The 22,959-nt window shown below is 34.9% G+C and carries 15 protein-coding genes; 12 read left to right on the top strand and 3 right to left on the bottom strand.

Going from position 1 to position 22,959, the window contains the following annotated elements:
- Window positions 1-111 precede the first annotated feature (111 nt).
- From G6R40_RS04785 to G6R40_RS04770, 4 genes are all read left to right on the top strand, one after another.
- Window positions 112-2,514, top strand: a complete 2,403-nt coding sequence (locus G6R40_RS04785; RefSeq protein WP_165132265.1) for a TonB-dependent receptor plug domain-containing protein — start codon at window positions 112-114, stop codon at window positions 2,512-2,514.
- Between the two features lie 249 nt (window positions 2,515-2,763).
- On the top strand, window positions 2,764-4,542 hold the full coding sequence (gene rpsA / locus G6R40_RS04780) for a 30S ribosomal protein S1 (RefSeq protein ID WP_165132262.1): 1,779 nt from the start codon (window positions 2,764-2,766) through the stop codon (window positions 4,540-4,542).
- Window positions 4,543-4,676: 134 nt separating this feature from the next.
- Window positions 4,677-5,639, top strand: coding sequence for an EamA family transporter (locus tag G6R40_RS04775; RefSeq protein ID WP_165132259.1), 963 nt, complete (start codon window positions 4,677-4,679; stop codon window positions 5,637-5,639).
- A gap of 107 nt (window positions 5,640-5,746) precedes the next feature.
- Complete coding sequence (locus G6R40_RS04770) at window positions 5,747-6,511, top strand: T9SS type A sorting domain-containing protein (protein WP_165132256.1); 765 nt, start codon at window positions 5,747-5,749, stop codon at window positions 6,509-6,511.
- Window positions 6,512-6,586: 75 nt separating this feature from the next.
- Here the strand turns inward: G6R40_RS04770 and G6R40_RS04765 are convergent, their stop codons facing one another.
- Both G6R40_RS04765 and aroB read right to left on the bottom strand, forming a co-directional pair.
- Window positions 6,587-7,186 carry a porin family protein gene (locus G6R40_RS04765; RefSeq protein WP_165132253.1) on the bottom strand — a complete coding sequence of 200 codons (600 nt, stop codon included), beginning with the start codon at window positions 7,184-7,186 and terminating at the stop codon, window positions 6,587-6,589.
- A 210-nt stretch (window positions 7,187-7,396) separates the two neighbouring features.
- Window positions 7,397-8,440: a 3-dehydroquinate synthase gene (gene aroB / locus G6R40_RS04760; RefSeq protein WP_165132250.1), complete on the bottom strand. Its 1,044-nt coding sequence runs from the start codon at window positions 8,438-8,440 to the stop codon at window positions 7,397-7,399.
- Between the two features lie 121 nt (window positions 8,441-8,561).
- Here aroB and G6R40_RS04755 point away from each other — a divergent pair, with 121 nt between their 5' ends.
- From G6R40_RS04755 to G6R40_RS04720, 8 genes are all read left to right on the top strand, one after another.
- Window positions 8,562-9,731 (top strand): proline dehydrogenase family protein, encoded by a 1,170-nt coding sequence (locus G6R40_RS04755; protein ID WP_165132247.1) that lies wholly within the window; start codon window positions 8,562-8,564, stop codon window positions 9,729-9,731.
- Between the two features lie 224 nt (window positions 9,732-9,955).
- Window positions 9,956-10,948, top strand: coding sequence for an isoaspartyl peptidase/L-asparaginase family protein (locus tag G6R40_RS04750; protein WP_165132244.1), 993 nt, complete (start codon window positions 9,956-9,958; stop codon window positions 10,946-10,948).
- Between the two features lie 24 nt (window positions 10,949-10,972).
- Complete coding sequence (locus tag G6R40_RS04745; protein WP_228455918.1) at window positions 10,973-11,635, top strand: copper homeostasis protein CutC; 663 nt, start codon at window positions 10,973-10,975, stop codon at window positions 11,633-11,635.
- A gap of 157 nt (window positions 11,636-11,792) precedes the next feature.
- The gene (locus G6R40_RS04740) at window positions 11,793-12,701 is read left to right on the top strand and encodes an AEC family transporter (RefSeq protein ID WP_165132241.1); all 909 of its coding nucleotides are present in this window, start codon (window positions 11,793-11,795) and stop codon (window positions 12,699-12,701) included.
- A gap of 149 nt (window positions 12,702-12,850) precedes the next feature.
- A complete protein-coding gene (locus tag G6R40_RS04735; RefSeq protein WP_165132238.1) occupies window positions 12,851-13,093 on the top strand; it encodes a hypothetical protein in 243 nt (80 codons plus the stop codon).
- A gap of 102 nt (window positions 13,094-13,195) precedes the next feature.
- The gene (priA, locus tag G6R40_RS04730) at window positions 13,196-15,643 is read left to right on the top strand and encodes a primosomal protein N' (RefSeq protein WP_165132235.1); all 2,448 of its coding nucleotides are present in this window, start codon (window positions 13,196-13,198) and stop codon (window positions 15,641-15,643) included.
- Between the two features lie 150 nt (window positions 15,644-15,793).
- Window positions 15,794-17,245, top strand: a complete 1,452-nt coding sequence (gene dacB / locus G6R40_RS04725) for a D-alanyl-D-alanine carboxypeptidase/D-alanyl-D-alanine-endopeptidase (RefSeq protein WP_165132232.1) — start codon at window positions 15,794-15,796, stop codon at window positions 17,243-17,245.
- Between the two features lie 52 nt (window positions 17,246-17,297).
- Window positions 17,298-19,229 carry a M1 family aminopeptidase gene (locus G6R40_RS04720; RefSeq protein WP_165132229.1) on the top strand — a complete coding sequence of 644 codons (1,932 nt, stop codon included), beginning with the start codon at window positions 17,298-17,300 and terminating at the stop codon, window positions 19,227-19,229.
- 50 nt (window positions 19,230-19,279) lie between these two features.
- Here G6R40_RS04720 and G6R40_RS04715 read toward each other — a convergent pair whose 3' ends face one another.
- The gene (locus G6R40_RS04715; RefSeq protein ID WP_165132226.1) at window positions 19,280-22,954 is read right to left on the bottom strand and encodes a metallophosphoesterase; all 3,675 of its coding nucleotides are present in this window, start codon (window positions 22,952-22,954) and stop codon (window positions 19,280-19,282) included.
- Window positions 22,955-22,959 lie beyond the last annotated feature (5 nt).

Raw genomic sequence — 22,959 nt, 5'->3', positions numbered from 1 at the left:
TTTATCTGTAAGTGACAAGTCGTATTTTATAAATGCCTTTTCGTCCTAGTAGATGTATATTTGCATATTGATAAGTAATAATCGTGGTTAATATAATAAAAATATATAAGCATGTTGAATAATAAATTTTACATTTTTATATGTGTAATTTTATCGTCAATTTGTATTAAAGCACAAATAGGAGGTATTACAATTTCGCTCTATGATCAGTTTTCTAAGAAAGCATTAGAAGGTAAAGTTAGCGTAATTAACACCCAATCAGAAAAATCAGGATATGGAGAAATAAGTATTGATTCACTACAAGTAGGAAATTTTAGTTTTGCGATTTCAGCTGTAGGTTATGAAAGCACTTATCTCTACGATGTTAATATTGTTCCAAATCAAAAATTAAATTATTCTATTGGACTAATTAATAATTTGGACAAGGCTAACGAGATTTCTGAAGTTGTAGTAAATGCTAAAAAATATAAAACAACATCAGAAAGTCCAGTATCGCTAAGGAATATCACTAGTGAAGAAGTTCAAAAAAATGCAGGCTCTAACAGGGATATTTCCAAAGCTTTGTTGTCACTACCTGGTGTTGCCAATACTTCTAGTTTTAGAAATGATCTGCTGATTCGGGGAGGCTCATCGTTAGAGAACAAGTTTTATATTGACGGAATTGAGGTTCCTACGATTAACCATTTTGAGACTCAAGGGGCTTCTGGGGGACCACGCGGCATTATCACCGTTGATTTTATTAGAGATGTAGATTTCTATAGTGGTGCCTTTCCTGCTAGACGAAATGCTGTAATGTCATCTTTGTTCGAATTTAATTTTAAAAAAGCCAGAAAAGATAAATTAGGTTATAAAGTTGTTTTAGGAATTGATGATATGCAATTCATGGCTGATGGACCGTTGAGTAAAGATCAATCGTGGACAGGTCTATTCTCTATCAGAAAATCTAATCTGCAATTGCTTTTCAAAGCTATTGGACTGCCTTTTTTACCGTCTTATTATGATTCGAATTTTAAAATTTCAAAAAAATTTAGGTCAGGTGACGAGCTTTATTTTCTCGGAATTGGTGCTATTGATCAATTTAAGTTAAATCTCGATGCCGAAAAGACGGCATTCAATTTAGTCTTACTTGATAGGATTCCTGTTTCTCCACAATGGAATTATACATTTGGATTAGGCTATTCGCATTTGGTGAATAATGGCAATTGGCTTTTCACTCTCAGTAGAAATACGTTGGATAATAAATCGGAAAAATATTTTAGAAATATTGAAAGCCCAGAAAATTTGCTTTTAGATTACCATTCTCAAGAAATAGAGCACAAGCTAAGACTCGACAGGAATTGGAGTGTTGGAAGTTATAAATGGAGTACAGGGATTAATGTTGGGTATTCATATTATTTTAATAAATCCTACAACAAAAATGTAACAACTACAGGCGTCTATGATGATGTTTATACTACAAAATTAAATTTGATGCAGTATGGAGCATTTGTCCAAGTATCTAATAAGTTTTTTGACAATGCTCTCAATGTTTCCTTTGGGGCGAGATGGGATGCTAGCGATTATTCAAAATTAATGGAAAATCCATTACAGCAGTTTTCACCGCGATTATCGATGCGTTATGAGATCAGTAAAAGATGGGCATTGAATTTCAATACAGGGATTTATTACCAATTGCCACCTTTTACCGCTTTAGGCTTTCGTATAGATGATGACTTAACGAATAAAAAGACATTAAAATATATTAAAAATCAACAAATCGTCTTCGGCACTGAATATAATGCGAAAAATGATGTAAGATTGACATTGGAAGGCTATTACAAAAAATATTCTAATTATCCTTTTTCTTTAAGAAATTCCTACAGCTTAGCCAATACTTTGGGAGGTTATGGTGTTGTGGGTGCAGAACCATTAGATGCTCGATCCAGAGGTGAAACTTATGGTGTAGAATTTTTAGCACAAAAGAGAACCGCTAATGATTTTTATGGAATTGTTTCGTATACTTTTGGTTATTCAAAATTTTCAAATGAAGATAACAGACTAATTCCTTCTGCTTGGGATACAAGGCATATTGCGAGCGTTACTGCTGGGAAATATTTTAAAAAAAATTGGAACGTTGGTGCTAGGTTTAGGCTGCAAAGTGGATTTCCCGAAACACCATATGATTTTAACAGAAGTTCTCTAGTTACAATATGGGACATAGCAAACGGACCTATCTATAATACTACTTTGCTAAACACAATTAGAGGAAAAGTAGTTCATCAATTGGATATTCGTGTAGAAAAGAAATGGGTGTTTAATAAATGGCAAATTACCGCTTATATGGATGTTGTAAATGTTTATGGATCCAATAATCCAAGTAATTTACCAGTCGTTAATATCCTAAGAAATGCAGATGGTACAGGTGTGATTTCTAATCCTAATGCACCGTTGCAAGATCAGAAATATGAATTGATCTCTAGCAATCAAGATAATCAATCAACCTTACCATATTTAGGATTTATTTTCGAATTTTAAAGCTAGAAAAGGATGCTTACAATTTAATATTGCTGTTACTTTTTTTTATTTTATTAGGAATGAAAATAGCTTTGATAAAATTGTACAAAAATTAGTTAGATTTAATATTTATTTGTAATTTTGCACCACTTTTTATAGTGTGAATTCGGCAGGCTTAAATTATTCAAAACTAACATCTTCCATTTTTTCGGAAAGTCTATATTTAGCCGAAGCTTTTAGAAAAACGGAATACAAATTAAAATTAGAATTATGTCAAAAGAGACAAATTCAGCAGAGGTTTTATTAAACCAAAACGTAGCACCAGAACAATTTGATTGGGAGTCTTTCGAGTCAGGTCTTGATGCTAATGACAGATCAGAGAAAAAAGAATTAGAAGAAATCTACAATGGTTCTCTTAACGATCTTGCAGAAAACGACGTTATCGTTGGTAAAGTTGTAAGATTAACAGACAAAGAAGCTATCGTTGATATCAACTTCAAATCAGAAGGTGTTATTTCTCTTAACGAATTCCGTTACAACCAAGGATTACAAGTAGGTGATGAGGTTGAAGTAATGGTTGACAGAAGAGAAGACAAATCTGGACAATTACAACTTTCTCACAGAAAAGCAAGAACGCTTAAAGCTTGGGATAAAGTAAACGAACTTCACGAAACTGGAGAAATCGTTAACGGTTTTGTTAAGTCTAGAACGAAAGGTGGTATGATCGTTGACGTACACGGCATCGAAGCATTCTTACCAGGTTCTCAAATTGATGTTAAGCCAATTAAAGATTACGATCAGTACGTTGGTAAAACAATGGAATTCAAAGTGGTTAAAATCAACCCTGAGTTCAAAAACGTTGTTGTATCTCACAAAGCGCTTATCGAAGCTGACATCGAAGGTCAGAAAAAAGAAATTATCGCTCAACTTGAAAAAGGTCAAGTTCTTGAAGGTACTGTTAAGAACATTACTTCTTACGGTGTATTCATCGATCTTGGAGGTGTTGATGGACTTATCCACATTACTGACCTTTCTTGGTCTAGAGTTAACCACCCATCAGAAATCCTTGAAGATGGACAAACAGTGAAAGTGGTTATCCTTGATTTCGACGATGAGAAAACAAGAATCCAATTGGGTATGAAGCAATTAGAAGCACATCCTTGGGATGCTCTAGATGCTAACCTTAAAGTTGGTGATAAAGTAAAAGGAAAAGTAGTTGTTCTTGCTGACTATGGTGCTTTCGTAGAAATCGCTCCAGGTGTAGAAGGACTTATCCACGTTTCTGAAATGTCTTGGTCAACACACTTAAGATCTGCAGGAGATTTCGTGAAAGTTGGTGACGAGGTAGAAGCAGAAGTACTTACTCTAGATAGAGAAGAGAGAAAAATCTCTCTAGGTATGAAGCAACTTTCTAAAGATCCATGGGAAAATATCGAAGCTAAATATCCAGTAGGTTCTAAGCATGTAGGTACTGTAAGAAACTTCACTAACTTTGGTGTATTCGTAGAGTTAGAAGAAGGTATCGATGGATTAATTTATATTTCTGATCTTTCTTGGACTAAGAAAATCAAGCATCCATCTGAGTTCTGTGCTGTTGGAGATAAATTAGACGTTGTAGTATTAGAATTGGATACTCAAGCGAGAAGATTATCTTTAGGTCACAAACAACTTACTGAAAACCCTTGGGATAAATTCGAAACTAAATATGCTGAAGGAACAGTTCACACTGGTAATGCAGTAGAAGTACATGACAAAGGTGCTTCTGTACAGTTCGAAGATGCTGAGGTTGAAGCATTCTGCCCATCAAGATTATTAGAGAAGGAAGACGGATCTAAAATCAAGAAAGGTGAAACTGCTGAGTTCAAAGTAATCGAATTCAACAAAGAATTCAAAAGAGTAGTTGTATCTCACACAGGAATCTTCAGAGATGAGGAGAAAAAAGCTGCAAAAGAGGCTAAGCCTGCTGCAACTTCTGGTGAAGAAAAATCAACTCTTGGAGATATCGATGCTTTAGCAGAATTGAAAAAGAGAATGGAAGAAGGTAAATAATCCAACTTTCACATCTTAACATACGAAACCACTTCCAAAAGAAGTGGTTTTTTTGTTTAGGCTTTTCACGATTCAAAAAATAGCCGTACTTTTGCCTCCCTTTCTCAAAAACTGAGAAACTAAAGAAAGATTTTATGCAACAGAATAATGTATTAAAAGGTGTTATCCTAGTCGGACTAGGTGCCAGCTTTTACGGAATGTTAGCCACATTTGTTAAGTTGGCTTATAAAGAAGGATTTACAACCGCAGAAGTAACTGCCTCACAATTTGTTTTGGGGATTTTAGGAATGTTATTGCTAAACATTTACCAATCCAAAGTCTCGAAGAAAGCTTATCCAAATATTACGAATATTGACAAGAAAAAACTCATCCTGGCAGGAACCTCAATGGGATGTACCAGTTTGTTTTATTACCTAGCAGTACAATATATCAATGTTTCGGTGGCTATTGTATTATTAATGCAGTCCGTTTGGATCAGCGTTGTTATCGAAGCTTTCCTAAAAAAAACAATGCCAGGAGTCCGAAAAATAATTTCGGTAATTATTGTTTTAGTAGGAACTTTATTAGCAACAAATATTTTGAACCAAGATATTGAGATGGATTGGAGAGGTCTTATGTGGGGACTTCTTGCAGCATCATCCTTCTCTACAACCATGTTTGCGGCAAATAGTATTGCGACTTATGCATCGCCATTTCGTAAGACATTGTTTATGCTATTAGGCGGTGCAATTATCGTTAGTTTGTTTTTATTTTTTGGACAAATAGGACCTTTTTATTTTGATGGTTTAAAATCAATTTATGCAATGTTCTCCGACAATCCAGATAATATTCGAGCATTTGATTTTAGTATTTTTTGGAAATATGGTTTAATCTTATCGCTTTTCGGAACCATTTTACCACCGATTTTATTTAATTCTGGTTTTCCAAAAGCTGGCTTAGGCTTGGGAAGCATCATTAGTTCTATGGAATTACCGGTTTCTGTAATGATGGCTTATATTTTATTAAAAGAACGTGTCGAGTTTATCCAATGGTGTGGGATTGTATTAATCCTATTTGCAATTGTATTAATGAATTTGCCTCGAAAAAAACTGAAATAATAACAAATTGCTTTAAAAATTATTGAATTCGTTGTCTTTTGGTAGCGAATTTTTTTATTTCTAATTTTTTGATTATTCTTGCAATCCTAAATTTTAAATATAGTTTTATGAAAAAAGTTTTATGTTCTTTAGCAGTTGGATTTGCTGCTTTATCTTTTGGTCAAATTAATAAAAGTCAAGGTTTTGAAGTTGATAATGGTGATTTCGCCAATGCTTCTTTTTTTAGAAGTAAAACCACACCAGTTTGTGAAGGGAGTTATGGGCTAATCAGAAATTTTTGGTCAGGCGGAAAAACGGGCTCTACGACCTTTTCGTCTTTTTCTTCCAATGGACAATCTATAGATGTTTCTTTTAAATATAGAACTTACAATTTCCCTGCTCAAAGCAATAATGTTGTAGACGGGACAATGTTTGTAGAATATTCGATTGACGGCGGTACAACATATACTAATATTGGTACTATTGCTCTTAATCAGATTATCACATGTGCTAATTTTAGCTATACAATTCCTGCGGGTGAAGTTCCTCAAAACGCAGCTTTCAAACTAAGAGTTTCTGGACAACAGCTTAATAGTGGCGATTTTTACCTTATTCTAGATGATTTCAAATTTTCGCAAGGCACTTTAGCAACATCGGATATTAAAAAATCTGATGTGACGATTTATCCAAATCCAGTGAAAGACATATTATATGTCAACAATGCTGATGCTAAAACTTTGGTCAAAATTACCGATTTGTCAGGACGTCAAATCAAAGAAACCCAGTTGCTTGATAATAGAGTTAATTTAACAGAATTAAAATCAGGAACTTATATCATTACAATTATTGATAAAAACGGTAAATCTACCAATCAAAAATTCGTGAAAAAATAATCAACTTATTTTTAAATAATAAAAGACCGAGAATTTTCTCGGTCTTTTTAGGTTAAATTTGATTAGTATAACAGCTTAGAATTTATAATTCAGTCCAACTTGGAACGTATTATTTCTGTTTTTGTTATCATTATTTTCTAATGAGGTGTTACCGTTTTTATTAATATCAGTAAAGCCAGCTACATAACGCGCGTTGATACCGATATTTTTATTGAAGTTAAATCCTAGACCCAATCCAGCACCCATATTAAAGCTGTTAAATCTATCCTTGTCTAGCTCCACGGTTGTTTCACCACTTCCATTAACTTCACCTTTCGCTTTAGAACTTACTAAGAATCCAAACTCAGGACCTGCTTCTAGATAGAATTGCGGCGTCGCATTAAACTGGAACATAACAGGTACTGTGATATAATCTAACTTTAGTGTTGCAGACGTATTATCTGTAAAGTTAACTTTTGATCCCATTTGGCTATACATCACCTCTGGTTGAATACTGAATTGTTCAGATAAAGGAGCATTCATGAACACACCAGCGTTGAAACCCACTTTTGATTTTGTATCCTCGAAGCCATCTTTTGAAATTGAAGAAATATTTGCTCCTGCTTTAATCCCGAATTGTTGTGCGAACGACATTGATCCAACTACAACTGCTAATCCTACAAATAACTTTTTCATAATATTAAATTTTAAATTTCAATTTTAATTTTTTGTTTTACGCCAAGAGTACTTTCAAATTCTTTGCCAAAACGTTTAAATTATTCGAAATTTATAGACTTTATTTTTATTATAAATGTTAAATGTTATGTTTTAAATTATTGATTTTTAAATTGTTATGTGCTTTATGTCGTTTTTTTTAAAACATCTAAAAAATCTGTTTTTTAATCGCTATTTTTTTAAATTTCGGTAGTAGTTTAAAGCCAAAATTAAATGCTTTTCGCTCACTTTTTGATCAAAAACGCCAATGCCAACCCCTTCAATCAACGAAAAATTAATAGCTCCATTTGCATTTTTTTTGTCATTTAGCATCAAAGCGATAATGTCGTTATTGCTAAATGAAGTTATATCGATATATGGAAAAAACTTCTGAATATTCGTAATGATTTCAAAACTCGTTTCCTCGGTGGTGAGTTGGTTTAAATAAGAAATATGCGTCTCGATAATCATTCCTAAAGCCACAGCTTCACCATGCGGAAGAAGTTGGTTGTTGGCAAGGAAAAGGCTTTCTATCGCGTGTCCAACAGTATGTCCGAAGTTTAGATTTTTGCGGATGTTTTGCTCTTTAAAATCTTTTTCAACAATTTCTTGTTTTATTTCTGTACTTCTTAGAATGTGTGGACGAAGATTTTCCACAGACAACTCAGAAATTGCAACCAATTGTTTCCAATGTTTGGCATCAGCAATTAAACCGTGTTTTAGCATTTCTGCAAAACCACTTCTTAGCTGTACAAAATCTAGACTTTCTAAAAAATCTGGATAAATAAAAACATGCTCGGCCTCAGCAAATGTCCCGATAATGTTTTTTAAATATTGATGGTCAATGCCCGTTTTCCCACCTATGGACGCATCGCACATTGCCAAAAGACTTGTCGGAATATTAATGAATGGGATGCCACGTTTGTAAGTTGATGCAACAAAACCGCCCATATCGGTAACAACGCCGCCACCCAGATTTATGACTAAAGCTTTTCTGTCAGCTTCCAAGTCAGCAAGTATTTCCCAAAGTTGAACGCTTGCGTTAATATTTTTGTTCTCTTCACCAGCTTCGATTTCTATAATTTCGAAAGCTAAATCTGTTTCCATATTGGCCAACAAAGTCGGAAGGCAATGTTCATGCGTGTTTTCATCAACAAGAATAAAGATTTTACTCGCGATGTTTTGTTTCAAAAATATATTTAAACTGCTGAAATTTTCGTCTAGTAAACTTATCATAAAAGGCATTTTTGCAAAAGTATGAGATTTTTCAGCAATGCGAGGCTTTCAAAATGTTTTATTTTTTAAGAATTAATGATTAGGATTACTTAATTTTGAGCAATCTAATTTTATTCGAGACATGAGTATTTTCAATGATACCAAACTAGCTTTTGCAGACAAAACCGATAACCAGCTCAAAAAAGCTTATTGGATGTTCAAAGCTATCGAAAACCCGACATTGACGAATGTTGGCGTTTCTATGCTTAATTTTGTTGTAAAAAACAATTTTCCTTTCGCAGATGGAATTGTTAAACAAACTTTGTTCGAGCAGTTCTGTGGTGGAGAATCGCGCGAAGAAAGTATGAAGGTTGTCAAAACTTTATTTAAACATAGAATAGGAAGTATTTTCGATTATTCTATTGAAGGAAAAGTTGACGAGGAGACTTTCGATGCTTTTTGCAAAGAGATTAAAGATATCGTTCGTTTTTCTATTGGCAATCCTGCAATTCCGTTTGTGGTGTTCAAGCCAACTGCTTTTGGTAGAATTGATTTGTATGAAGAAGTTGGAAAAGGTGTAGAGCTTACAAGCAGTCAAAAGGAAGAATGGCAACGCGTTGTTAATCGTTTTGATGAAGTTTGTAAACTTTGTTACGAAAGCGACAAAAAAGTAATGGTTGATGCCGAAGAAACTTGGATGCAAGACGCAGCGGATCAATTGTGCGAAGAGATGATGGAGAAGTACAACAAAGAAAAACCAATTGTCTGGAACACCATCCAAATGTACAGAACTGGCCGTCTAGAATATATGGAAGAACATCTACAACGTGCGAAAGAAAAAGGCTATTTCATTGGCTACAAAATCGTTCGTGGCGCGTATATGGAGAAGGAAAGAGAGAGAGCTGCGGAAAAAGGCTATCCAGATCCTATCCAGCCCAACAAAGATGCTTCTGATAGAAACTACAATGCGGGAATTGATTTTATGATGAATAATCTCGACCGCGTGTCTGCATTTTTCGGAACTCATAACGAAAAATCAACAGAGCTTATCATGGACAAAATGCAAGCAAAAGGATTACAACACGATAATCAACATGTACATTTTGGACAATTGTATGGGATGAGCGATAATATTAGTTATTTTCTGGCAGATAAGGGATATAATGTAGCCAAATATCTTCCTTACGGACCTGTTAAAGATGTGGTGCCGTACCTTACCAGAAGAGCACAAGAAAACACCTCTGTGGCAGGACAAACAGGGCGAGAGCTGGCTCTTATCGAAAAAGAATTAAAACGTAGAAAACAATCTTAATTTGTTTTTTACAAAATATAAAATCTTGTTAGCGAAAGTTGACAAGATTTTTTTTTGAATAATTCTTATATTTATTGAATCAAATTTTAGCTTTAAATAAACACTCCATTTGATTTTTTTTATACGAATGTTTAAATGGAAAATTGATTTGATAATTCGAAAAAATAAAATTTCTTTAAAATCAATTTGCAATATTATTTGCAATCAGTTAAGAAAAAATAAAAATGAATAGCAGAAGAACTTTTTTAAAAAAAATAGGTGTTGTAACCGCAGCAAGTGCTTTAGCGCCATTGAAAGCTGCCGAATTGTTAGAAAGCATGACGCCACTGTCAGTTAACAAACCTATTGTATTGTCAACTTGGGACTTTGGGCTTCAAGCCAATAAAGAAGCATGGAAAATTCTGTCCCAAAATGGAAAAGCTTTGGATGCTGTTGAGCAAGGCGTAATTTTAGTAGAGAATGATCCAGCTGAACGCAGCGTTGGCTACGGCGGAAGACCAGATCGCGATGGTAAAGTAACTTTGGATGCGTGCATTATGGACCATCAATATAACATTGGTTCGGTGGCAGCTTTAGAACATATCAAAAATCCAATTTCTGTGGCGCGTGCTGTTATGGAAAGAACGCCACATGTAATGTTGGTAGGCCACGGCGCATTAGAATTTGCGTTGACGCAAGGTTTTAAAAAAGAAAATCTTCTCACTCCAGAATCTGAAAAAGAATGGAAAGAGTGGCTCAAAGATAGCAAATACAAACCTATTGTTAATATTGAAAACCACGATACCATTGGGATGATTGCTTTGGACGCTCATGGTAATTTGTCGGGCGCGTGCACCACGAGTGGCATGGCTTACAAAATGCACGGCAGAGTGGGCGATTCTCCGATAATAGGTGCGGGATTATTTGTCGATAACGAAGTCGGTGCAGCTACGGCAACGGGACATGGCGAAGAAGTCATAAGGACGGTAGGAACGCATCTAGTAGTAGAGTTGATGCGGCAAGGTCATACACCTCAAAATGCTTGTAGCGAAGCCGTAGAACGAATTGTTAACATTGCGAAATCAAGAGGGAAAAGTTTGAAGGAAATTCAAGTTGGATTTATCGCACTGAACAAAAAAGGCGAATACGGCGCCTATTGTATTCAGGATGGCTTTAGCTTTGCGGTTCATGATCAAAAGGGAAATCGCCTAGAAAAACCTGAATTTAGTTTAAAATAAACCTTGGTCCATTTAAAAAATCTAATGATGTCAAAAATTGAAATTGCTTGTTTTAACGAAACTTCTGCATTAATTGCTATTCAAGAAAATGTAGATAGAATAGAGCTTTGCGAAGATTACTCTTTGGGAGGCATCACGCCAAATATCGAAACTTTACAAAGATTGGAAGCCAAAACCAATATTCCTATTTTTGTGATGATAAGACCGCGAGGTGGCGATTTTTTTTACAACGAAAAAGAATTTGAACAAATGAAATCCGATTTGATGATGCTAAAAGAAGTGGGAGCGGATGGTTTTGTTTTTGGAATTTTGGATGAAAATAACCAACTGGATTTTGATAGAAATTTAGACTTAATTAATCATGCAGGCGCAATTCCGTGTACTTTTCATCGTGCCTTCGACCGAATAGAAAATCAGGAGCAGGCTTTAGAAGATGTTATCAAATGTGGTTTCAAAACCATCCTCACTTCAGGTGGCAAAGCTTCTGCAATGCAAGGTTTGGAAAATTTAAAAAAGTTAAAAACTTTAGCGAACAATAGAATTAATATTTTAGTGGGTGGCGGCGTGAGATCAGAGAATGTTGATATTTTAAAACAAGATTTTGATTATCTACATTCTGCGTGTATTTCAAAAGATTCGGAGGAAATTGACATTCAAGAATTAAGAAAATTATTGCAACAACTTTAATAATTTTTGAAGCTTTCACCAAATATGAATCAGTTATTTCAATTATTGTCATTAAATGATTTTCGACATCTTTTTTAAATTTTTTCACTCAAGTTTTTCTCTTTTTTTCAGCTAAAGTAACTTTGCGGTCTAAAGTTTCAAATCTCAAATCTAAAAAATGGTAAATTTTGTTTTGATAGCAGTGTGCATCATTGCTGGAATGGTTTTCAAAGCAACAAAATCTATACATCCCGATGCGCACAAAGGCATCAATACTTGGATTCTTTACTTGGCTTTACCCGCTGTTTCTTTTAAATATTTACCGAAAGTAGAATGGTCCAAAGAAATGCTCTTTCCCATTTTTGCAACGCTTTTAATTGCAGTAGGAAGTGGGGTTTTCATGAAAATCTATTGCAAATACAAAGGCTATTCTAGAAGATCTCAAAGTACGTTGGATTTGGCGAGCGGTTACAGCAATACCTCTTTTATTGGTTTTCCGTTGATTTCTGCTTTTTATGGAGAAAAATTACTGAGTATTGCTATTATTTGCGACCAAACCATGTTTTTAGGATTGTCAACTTTAGGAATTATTTCTGCGTTAAAAGGTGGCAGCAAGTCTGGAAATGTAAGTGCAAAATTTATCTTGAAAAGACTTTTCACTTTTCCACCTTTCATTGGTTGTATAAGTGCTTTGGTGATTTCTCAGTTTGTGGATTTAACGATCGCAGAACCGTTCTTCGACAAATTGGCAGCAACGGTTGGACCTTTGGCCTTGTTTTCTGTTGGATTGCAACTTAAATTCAATGGTTGGAGAAAATTAATGCCTCAAATTTCAACTTCTATGTTGTACAAATTAATTTTGGCGCCTGCAATTGTTTTGGTTTTGGCTTTAATTCTCGGAATTAAAGGAGATGTGGCAAAAATTACCATTTTCGAAGCCGCAATGCCAACTTTGGTAACTTCCAGCATCATTGCAGAACAGTTTAGACTCAACACCAAACTCACCAATCTCATCATCGGAATAAGCATTATTGTGAGCTTTTTTACTTCCGCAATTTGGTATAAAGTGATTGAAATGTTTTTTTAATTGAGCTTAAAAACAATTCTTTTTTAAATTATCATCAAAAATTATCATTGATTTTATTTCATTAAAAATTTCGTTTTTTAATGAAGTTTATTTTAAAAATGTATTAAAAGATTCGTAACTTTAATGTGAACTTTTAAAAATAACACACAATGGATTCAGAAAATACTAATCAAGAAAAAGACAAAGTAGATTTGGTAGAACATGCCAAAAATTACATTGAAACACAGAGAGAAAACAACGAAGATGCCACACAGGAAGGTTGGTTCAAAGTATTAATCAAAGAAGATTTGGTTGATGGCTGGAACGAAATTGTAGATAGTTTTAAAGACACTTGGGAAGTCGCCAATAAGATGATAGATTCCATGTTTGGGATGGATAAAGGTGAAAAATAAATTAACACAGACAACAACTTCATATCACATTGTAAAACTTTTTTGAAAAACCAAATTGCACTTTTCTAAATTAAACTTTATTTTTACGCTTTAATTCAGATTTTGCATTACGCCCAGATTATTTTGCCGCTTCATTTAGAAGGATCTTTTACTTATAAAGTTCCTGATGAATTATTGAGCGAAATCCAATTGGGAATGCGTGTTTTGGTGCAATTCGGTGGGAAAAAAATCTACACAGGAATTGTTTGGGATTTGCATCAAAACGTCCCCGAAACTTTTGTTCCGAAAGAAATTATCAATATTCTTGATCAAAAACCTATTTTACCCATTGAGCAAATTCAGTTTTGGAATTGGCTTTCCGACTATTATCTCTGCAATTTAGGCGATATTTATCGTTTTGCTTTTCCATCGTCTTTAAAATTGGAAAGTGAAACCTATTTAAAATTAAAACCCAATGCTGTTGTAGATTTTCAGAATTTGGATGTGAACGAAATGTATCTTATTCAAGCTTTGGAAGTCCGACAAGTGATTAATTTAACGGATATCGAGGCTTTTATTCCAAAAAAAGAAATCATAAAAACCATCAACTCGTTAATTGATTTGCAATATATTGAAATTGATGAGCAGGTTGCGGAAAAATACCGTGCCAAAGAAGTGGCTTATGTGAGGATTAAAGAAGAGGTTTTACAGAATTTTCAACTGACAGAAATTTTGGCTCAACTGAAAAGAGCACCCAAACAAAAGGAACTTTTTTTAGCGATTTTAGAAAAGCAAACCGAAAATCCAGATCTCGCAATAAAAAAATCGGATTTGTTTGGTGATGGATATTTTGGAGCCTCCCATATCAAAGCTTTGTTGGATAAAAATTGGGTGGACGAATATTATTTGCAGAAAGATCGTTTGCAAAGTTTTGAAGGCGAAACCGAAGATTTAGAAGTTTTAACGCAAGCCCAAACCCAAGCTAAAATTCTTGTGGATGAAGCTTTTGCTGAACATAAAAACGTTCTTCTTCATGGTGTGACTTCTTCGGGGAAAACCCATATTTATCTAGAAAAAATTGAAGACTGTATTAATTCTGATAGAAATGTTTTGTTTTTGCTTCCAGAAATTGCTTTAACCAAGCAGATTACGCAGCGTTTAGAGAAAAAATACGGTTCTGCTTTAGGATTTTATCATCAAAAACTCACCGATTTTGAAAGGGTAGAAGTTTGGAGAAAAATAAAAAATAACGAGTTTAAAATTCTTATCGGCACTCGAAATGCGTTGTTCCTTCCTTATCAGAATTTAGGTTTGATAATCGTAGACGAGGAGCATGATTCGGCATATAGACCACGTGAAGTTTCACCCGTTTTTAATGCTAAAGATGCGGCTCAAATTTTAGCTCAGAAATATAAAGCGAATCTTATTTTGGGTTCGGCAACACCTTCTGTAGAAAGCTATTTTGCGGCTCAAAAAGATAAGTTGAAATATGTTTTTCTAGGTGAAAGATTCGGGAATGTGGATTTGCCGAAATTTGAATTGATTAATTTTAAAGAAGCTCAGGATTCTAAGAATGTTTCGGGAGATTTTTCTTTTTATTTATTGGAAAATATTCGTCAGAATTTAGAACATAAAAATCAAACTATTGTTCTTCATAACCGCCGTGGTTACGCCAATGTTGTAGAATGTGAATCTTGTGGTTACGTTAATTATTGCTCCAATTGCGATGTGGTGATGACGTATCATAAATTTTCGAATGAAATGAAATGCCATTATTGCGGTCAACGTGCTTCAAAACCGAAAGTTTGTCCTAAATGTCATTCGGAAAACCTCAATGAAAGAGGCGTTGGTGTTGAGCAAATTCATGAAGAATTGTCCAAACTTTTCCCTGACGCAGAAGTTGATAGAATGGATGTGGATTCTATGCGTAAGAAATTTGCGTACGAAAAACTCTACGAAAAAATTGAAGACCGCGAAACCGATATCATTGTAGGAACACAAATGATTTCCAAAGGTTTAGATTTTGATCATATTGAATTGGTAGCGATTCCGAGAGCGGATTCTATGTTGTATGTTCAGGATTTTCGTGCTGAGGAACGCGCTTATCAGTTGATGACGCAAGTTTCGGGAAGAGCAGGAAGGGTTTCAGGAAAAGGAAAAGTTTTAATTCAAACTTACAATCCTCAAAATCCAGTTTTTGAACTGATTCAAAAAGAAGATATTTCGGGTATTTACAATTATTTCCTCACAGAAAGAAAGAAGTTTTATTATCCGCCGTTTACAAAGCTCATTATGATAGAGTTGAAGCATCGCCGAGAAGATAAAGTGAATCGTGCGTCTCAGTTTTTGGGATCTATTCTAAGAAAATATTTACCCGAAGAATGTATTTTGGGTCCAGAACCCGCTTCTATAGCACGATTGAACAATATGTATCAGTTTCAGATTTTGCTTAAACTTCCGAGAGGGAAAAAATATCAGGAATTCAAAACTTTGATATTAAAAAGTCTGCAAGAATTTGACGAAATTAGCGCTTACAAATCTATAAGAAAAGGCATAATTGTTGATTTTTAACAATTTTTAACAAAGTTTATAGGCTTTTATAACCGCATATTTTAGTCAAAGAGGCAATATTGTATATCTTTACCTCGTTTTGAAAAAGGTTGAGTTATATTAATGATTTCGGATTATTAATTATTCAAAATTTTATCTAAATGTTTGAGAATGAATAAATTTAAAAAGAGCTTTAGCATACTTAGTTTAGGTTTTTCCATTTGCATTTTTGCACAAACATCTGCAGTATCTTCAATTCCTCAATTTTACGAGCAACCAGGTCTTTTGGCGAAAGAGATTTCGCCCGAAAAATCTTTGTTGACACCAAAAGAGAATATTGAAGTTAACATCAACAGAATGTTTACGGATCCTGTTTTAAGAACAGCTAATTGGGGTTTTGTTGTTTATGACCCGAAAAGCAACAAAGTAATTACATCGTATAATGAGGAGGCACCATTAATTCCAGCTTCAACAACCAAACTCTTGACAACGGAAACGGCTTATTCCTATTTTGGAGGAAATTTCCGTTGGAACACACAGTTGGAGTATTCTGGAATAATTGACGAAAATGGTGTGTTGGATGGCAATCTGTACATTATTGGTAGTGGTGATCCTTCTTTTGGAGCAGCACGCGTGGGTTCTACAACGACTTCTGGTCTGGTTTCGCAATTTATAACTGCTATTCGTGATAAAGGAATAAAAAAGGTAAATGGCGAGATCATTGTAGAAACAGCGGTTTTCAAAGAAAATAAAAAGGATTTGCCTGCCAATATTGTTTGGTTAGACCATAATAATTACTATTTACCCGTTGGTACAACAAAAGATATTGATCCTCGCAACGAAAGATTTATTGTAAAACAAAATAATCCTTTCAATAATGAGAAACGCTATTTTTATATGTCGCCATACAATAACAAAATGGTATATGCAGACAAGTTTGAAGGGATGGGATTGACTACAAAATTAGCTGAGCCACCTATGGCTGTCGCTAATTCTTTGAAAGCTACGATGCAAAAATCTGGATTTCCCGTTGTTGGAAAAGTAACGTCGAGATTTATGGATCAAACGCCAGAACCTCGCGAAATACTTAGTAATTATAAGTCACCAACTTTATCAGAAATTGTGCATTATGTCAACCAACATAGTGATAATGCACTTTCTGAATCGCTACTGAAATGTCTTGGCTTTTATGTTGCAGGCGATCAATTGGCTGAAAGTGGAAAAAAAGTTGTCCTTTCTCATTTAGAAGATAAATCTTTTGATGTCGAAAATTTAAGTTATGCAGATGGTAGTGGTTACTCACGAAGTAATCTTGTTACCCCAATGGCGCAGGTTAAATTTTTATCCAAGCTGATGAAAGAATCGTATTATAAAGATTATTTTGAATCCTTACCAATTGCTGGACAAACAGGAACGCTTAAAAGAATGTTTTTGTCCAATTCTAATGGACAGATTTTCGCAAAAACAGGAACTTTAAACCGCGTGAAAACCTTGGCAGGTTATATTAAAACAAGAACTGGAAAAACCTTAGTTTTCTCATTATTAATCAATAACTACAATGGTTCGGTTTCTCAAGTTAAAAATAGAATGGAACAACTTTTGGATCCAACCTTAGATTTGTAACACAATATTTTATATTTTTAATACTCGCAATTCGCGAGTATTTTTTTTGCCTATGAAAACAAATTTTATCATTTTAATTTTATCTGCAATTTCGTTGTTAAGTCAGGCCCAGACCAGAATACAGCAAGATAAAATAATAGAAAGCGAACGTCAAAAAGCAGCAAAATCTTTGCTTTTTAATGAGAACGAAAATCCAAATACACTTAATTATGATCTCCAATATATAAGAATGGAGTTGGATTTGGATCCGGCACAACAATTTGTAAAAGGTACTGTGACTTCACATTTTAAAATGTTAAGTCCATCCAGTACGATTTATTTTGACTTAGCAAATAATCTTACAGTTAGCCAAGTCAAGTACCACAATCAAAATCTTAGTTTCCAGCAATTGGCTAGTAAAGAAATTAAAATCAATTTTCCAACGTCGATTCCTGCATCGACTTTAGATTCATTATCAATTACTTATAGTGGATCTCCAGATGATTCGCAAGATGCCTTTACCTCACAAACCCAAAGTGGCGTACCTATTTTAGCGACTTTGTCAGAACCTTTCGGCGCTAAAGAATGGTGGCCAACCAAGCAAAGTCTTAATGATAAAATTGAAAAACTGGATATTAAAATTACAACATCAACGCAGTATAGTGTTGCAGCGAATGGTGTTTTAGTTTCAGAAACCAATATAGGATCAGGAAAAAAAACGACCTTTTGGAAATCCAATATTCCTACGCCAGCTTATCTTGTCGCCCTAGGAATTACAAATTACGTTAAACTTACTGACAGCTTCGGAAGTGGGGCAAATGCTTTTCCCTTCGTTAATTACATATATCCGTCTACAGCTAATAATAGTGGACAAATGGCAGCGATTAATTGGACCAAAACCTGCATGGCAACTTTTGAAGAGCATTTTGGCGAATATCCTTTTCGAAGTGAAAAATATGGACACATGCAGTTCAATGCCGGTGGCGGGATGGAGCATACTACCATGAGCAGTATGGGGTATTTCTCGCAGGGTCTTATTGCGCATGAGTTGGCACATCAGTGGTTTGGTGATAAAGTGACTTGTGGAACTTGGAACGATATCTGGCTTAATGAAGGTTTTGCAACGTTTGGAGAACATTTGGTTTACGAAAAATTAGTAATGACAGCATCAAACTTTAAAAGCTATCTTCAAAATGAAATGGATTATATTACAAGTGTGACGGATGGCAGTGTCTATATCCATGATCCAGAACCTACTTTCGGACAAATTTTTAATGGTCGAATGTCTTATGGAAAAGCCGCTTATGTGTTGAGAATGTTAAAGTGGAAAATGGGCGAAGCTAATTTTTATAACATGCTAAAAGCTTATCATACAGCGCCACAATTTGCAAATAGTTATGCGAAAACTGCTGAGTTTGTTGATTTTGTGAATAGCTTTTCGGGGCAAGATTATACCGATTTTTTTAATGATTGGATTTATGGGCAAGGTTATCCAAGCTATACAGTGCGTTGGAAACCTGGAGCAACGACAACGACTGTGACTTTCAAAATCTCGCAAACCCAAAGCCATAATTCGGTGAGTTTTTTTGAAATGCCTTTGCCTATAAAAGTTACAGGAGCCAATGGTCAATCGGTAGATTTGGTTTTAGATCATACTTCTAACAATCAGTATTTCACAAAAGAAGTTGGTTTTCCAGTAACGGCGGTTTATTTCAACCAAGATTTACAGATTTTAACTAGGAATTCGACGGTTATTCGTGATAATAACTTACAAACCAGCGATATTAAAACTTCAAAAATTAAATTATATCCAAATCCTGCAAAGACCGAACTTTTTGTTTCAGGTTTAACAAAAGATACAAACTACCAAATTTTCTCTTTGGATGGACGACTTTTGGAAAACGGAACTTTTAATAATGGAAAAGCCATTAATATTTCGCGATTGGAAAAAGGTGAATATATCTTGAGTTTTGATGAAGAAAGACAAAAATTCTTAAAACAATAAATACAAAAAAAGAGAAGCTAAAAACTTCTCTTTTTTATTTATAATTAAATTTAAAAATCTACACCAAAACCAATGGCAATTCTGCCGCCATCACTAGATCGGAAATAGCTGGCTTCTACGCCGAGCATGTCCAAAGCATTGAGCCATAATCCTAAACCATAAGACTTGTGCCATTTGTCGGTAATTTCATTCGGGATCCATACGCGTCCATAGTCAAATCCACCGAAAATTCCAATGTTAATCGGCACGAATGAGTTTTTGACAGTTCCTAAATCCAAACGCAAGTCGGTGGTTTGGAAATAGCTTGTCTTTCCATAAAAACGATCAAACCTAAAACCTCGAAGATTATTGTTGCCTCCCAAAGTTGCCATTTGGTAAAATTCATAATGATTAGAAAGCAACCATTTTGTTTCAGCATAAGTGCTAAGAATTAGCTTCTCATTATTGGTCAAATAATGAATAAACCCTAAACCAGTTACCAAACTTGGCAATTTTTTTTCAGAATTGTTGAGGTTTTGGCGATAATTGAAACCAAGCTTAAATTTCATTCCCAAACTAGGATTTACTTTTTTATTTAAATTTTCAAAATCGAATTCAAAATCCAAACCTCCAAAATGTTGTGTATTGAAAAGATGCGCGTCCACAACGCCAGGTAAATTAACTCTACGATTTGCCGTTGGTTCAACTTTTAAAGCTTCATAGACGAGGCTTGCTGAGAACCAACTTGCATTTTTTCGCCAGTTAATCGATGGTTTTACATAGAATTCTTTTGCACGGATACGGTAAAAATCTTCATTATAAATTTTTTCTTCATTAATTGTTAAGTTGCCTTGACCAAAATAATTTCTAATAAAATGAGAACCTGTGAATCCTGTATTCAAGCCATAATACCAATGGCCAACCAATCTTGGAAAAATGCCTTCGTAGGCGATTTCGTAACCCTTAGAACCAGTGAAATAGTTGGTTTTTAAACTGTGTTTTGCAGCAAATGGATTGTTTTTAAATCCTTTTTTGGTAAAAGTTGTTGTCATGCCTAACACAATTTCGTCATCCGGATTGTAGTCGAGATTTGGCATTCCACTCCAAAAGCTGTATTTCAGACGCCTATAATTATACTCGTTGAGCTCGTAATCGTCTGTGAGTTTTGCAGAAGTATTGGCGGGGATCGTATTGTTTTCGGATTTATAATCATAAATACTGACGCGATTGTCTTTTTCAATTTTGTAAGTATCATGATTGAGACCGCCGAGAAGCCGAAGTTTTATTGGATTATTCTGTTTTCCATTGACAATAAGTTCGTCATCGTCGCCCAAACTGTAAATCCAAATTTCTGAAGTTTCTTTTTTCTGATAGGTTTTTTGAAATGTCAATTCTTCGCCATCTTGCTTGTTTCGATAGATTTTGACTTCTGTTTCTTGGTTGGGAAGTCGTGTGATAACGAATTTATCTTTTTTATTCGTTCCGGTTAAGATGACATTTTTTCGTAAAACTTTGTAATAGTCAGAAGCGTATTTTTGCAAATTCTGTTTTCTATGTTCCAGATTTTGTTTGATGTTTTCTACATCTAGATTTTGGATTTCTTTTGGGATTTTTGTAAAAGCCTCATCAATCACTGTTTTGGTCAGATGGGTTTTAATAAAATCGGCTTCGCGTTTCCAATCTTCCTCGGTTGCATGGTTGGTAAATGCCAAATCGAGTGGGAAAGGCTCCATATTGAACCATTTAATTTTTTTAATTTTTGGTCCAAAACTTTGCATGTGTCGTAGCCCTGGAAAATTTAAAAACATTTGCGTAGCCAATCCATCGTATTTAACGAAAGCCTGGTCGCGGTCTTTTGGGATTGGAGCGATATAAATTTTGTCTCCCACATTTTTTTGTTCCCATTTCCATTGGTCATAATGTCTGTCCCAATCGCCAATTAACATGTCGAATAATCTTGCACGGATGTAGGTGGCTTCGTCTATTTTGTATTTTTCGTCTTTGGCCAAGAGTTTTATAACATCTTCTGTACTTAAGATTTTGTTGGGATTTTCTTCTGTTTCTGCGGGGCGAATTTCAAGATAATACAATTCGTTACCAAAAGTTTGATTGTAATTTCCAAGCGCATTTTGCTTTGGTACAAAATATAAACTTGGATCTGTATGTTTAATGCCGATAGACTCTGCTAAAGCGCCGATGGCTAAAGGCGTATAAGGATTGGAAGATGTGTAAAAATCTAATAAGAATTGATCGGCAAAACCACCTTCGAAATCGTCAACAACATAACGGTCTTTAAAAGCAACCGACTGTAAAAATCGGACGCCGCTTTTACGAAGTGCTCGTATCACGTATTCGCCTTTTGGCGTGTCCAGTCGTAGAGAGTTGGTTTGGTGTCCGCCGCCTGCGCGAGTGGCTTTGGCGCCACCAAACAATGTGTCCAAATCCAATGTGGGAACTGTAATTGGGGTGCTGTAAGTTTCGCGATAATTATTGCCCCAAAGGAATTTGTGAAGTTTTGATTTTTCGGTTTCTTTCGAATTATAAATACTAGTTGTCGTTGTTGTTGGGAAGTTTTTCTCGTAATTTTTGACAGTATAATTGTCCGCCTGTAAGACAGAACGGCGGAATAATAATTTCTCTTTCTCATTTTCGCGACCGTAATACGACACTTCAGCATCGCCCGATTTTGAAATTTTTAAAACCGCATAACCATTATTTCCGTACGAAAAATCATTTTTAGAAATAGCAGCAGCCGCTTCCGATTTGGAGCCTGCACCGCTAATAATTTGTCGAATCTTTCCTTTTTCGATGTACTGCAAATTGTGATCGTGCCCCGAAACAACAATAACATTGTTTTTGTCTGCGATAAGCGTTAGCAATCTGTTGGCTAATTTTCGGTAATTGGCGTTGGATAAATCCTGATGGGTTATGCCGCCTGTTGCGCGCATCAGATTAATTCCAGTTCCTAAAATCGGTAATGGGAATTTATTTTCTAAAGGAAAAATCTGTTTCTCCATCGAATAATAACCGCCATGAGAGCCATGGTCTATTAATGGATGATGTATTGCTACAACGATGGTTTTGTTTTGATTTTTGCCGAGTTGATCTTCAAATTCGGTAAAGAAATCTTCTCTGGTTTTGATGTCGCATTTCTCGTTGATGCCTGGATTTTTGTCCCAATCTGCCAAAAACCATTCGGAGTCAACAGTTATTAAGGCAATATCTTTTCCGATTTTTCGGGTTTCGAGAGGACAAGAATTTTTTGGAGAAAAGGCTTTTTTGTTACCCGTTTTTTCGATGACATAATCTTGTTGTTCTTTTAGTCCAATGATGCCTTTGCTGTACCAATCGTGATTTCCTGGGACAAAAATTCCTTGGCCTTTAAAGTTTTTCATCAAAGCAATTTGGTCATCTAGTTTTTCTTCTGCCAACTTACGATTTTTGGAATCTTTTGTCGGCAAACCACATGGATAAATGTTATCACCTAAAAATAAAAGAGTGCTGTTAGCATCTGCAGAATCCAATTTTTGCTGAAACTGATTGAGGATTTTCTTTGCGTGCTCTTTGTCTGCGTTTCCGGCATCGCCAACTAAATAGAAAGTATGGGCAATATCTTGGTCTTTTATACGTTGAGTAGTATTAAAGTTTTTTATATCTTTTCCATATTGGGCTTTTTCTGTAGCACAAGAAATACTTATTATTGCGAGGACAGAAAGCATTCCATATTTTGCAGTAAATATTTTCATAAATT

The organism is Chryseobacterium sp. POL2, assembly GCF_011058315.1.
In the GTDB taxonomy this organism is placed as follows: Bacteria; Bacteroidota; Bacteroidia; order Flavobacteriales; family Weeksellaceae; genus Soonwooa.
Note: the sequence above shows the minus strand (reverse complement) of the source record. Positions and strands in the feature narration are given on the sequence as shown.

What these genes read in the sequence shown, in the direction of transcription:
- G6R40_RS04785 (WP_165132265.1), top strand. Translation starts at nt 112, where the DNA reads ATGTTGAATAATAAATTTTACATTTTTATATGTGTAATTTTATCGTCA.
- rpsA (WP_165132262.1), top strand. Translation starts at nt 2,764, where the DNA reads ATGTCAAAAGAGACAAATTCAGCAGAGGTTTTATTAAACCAAAACGTA.
- G6R40_RS04775 (WP_165132259.1), top strand. Translation starts at nt 4,677, where the DNA reads ATGCAACAGAATAATGTATTAAAAGGTGTTATCCTAGTCGGACTAGGT.
- G6R40_RS04770 (WP_165132256.1), top strand. Translation starts at nt 5,747, where the DNA reads ATGAAAAAAGTTTTATGTTCTTTAGCAGTTGGATTTGCTGCTTTATCT.
- G6R40_RS04765 (WP_165132253.1), bottom strand. Translation starts at nt 7,186, where the DNA reads ATGAAAAAGTTATTTGTAGGATTAGCAGTTGTAGTTGGATCAATGTCG.
- aroB (WP_165132250.1), bottom strand. Translation starts at nt 8,440, where the DNA reads ATGATAAGTTTACTAGACGAAAATTTCAGCAGTTTAAATATATTTTTG.
- G6R40_RS04755 (WP_165132247.1), top strand. Translation starts at nt 8,562, where the DNA reads ATGAGTATTTTCAATGATACCAAACTAGCTTTTGCAGACAAAACCGAT.
- G6R40_RS04750 (WP_165132244.1), top strand. Translation starts at nt 9,956, where the DNA reads ATGAATAGCAGAAGAACTTTTTTAAAAAAAATAGGTGTTGTAACCGCA.
- G6R40_RS04745 (WP_228455918.1), top strand. Translation starts at nt 10,973, where the DNA reads ATGATGTCAAAAATTGAAATTGCTTGTTTTAACGAAACTTCTGCATTA.
- G6R40_RS04740 (WP_165132241.1), top strand. Translation starts at nt 11,793, where the DNA reads ATGGTAAATTTTGTTTTGATAGCAGTGTGCATCATTGCTGGAATGGTT.
- G6R40_RS04735 (WP_165132238.1), top strand. Translation starts at nt 12,851, where the DNA reads ATGGATTCAGAAAATACTAATCAAGAAAAAGACAAAGTAGATTTGGTA.
- dacB (WP_165132232.1), top strand. Translation starts at nt 15,794, where the DNA reads ATGAATAAATTTAAAAAGAGCTTTAGCATACTTAGTTTAGGTTTTTCC.
- G6R40_RS04720 (WP_165132229.1), top strand. Translation starts at nt 17,298, where the DNA reads ATGAAAACAAATTTTATCATTTTAATTTTATCTGCAATTTCGTTGTTA.
- G6R40_RS04715 (WP_165132226.1), bottom strand. Translation starts at nt 22,954, where the DNA reads ATGAAAATATTTACTGCAAAATATGGAATGCTTTCTGTCCTCGCAATA.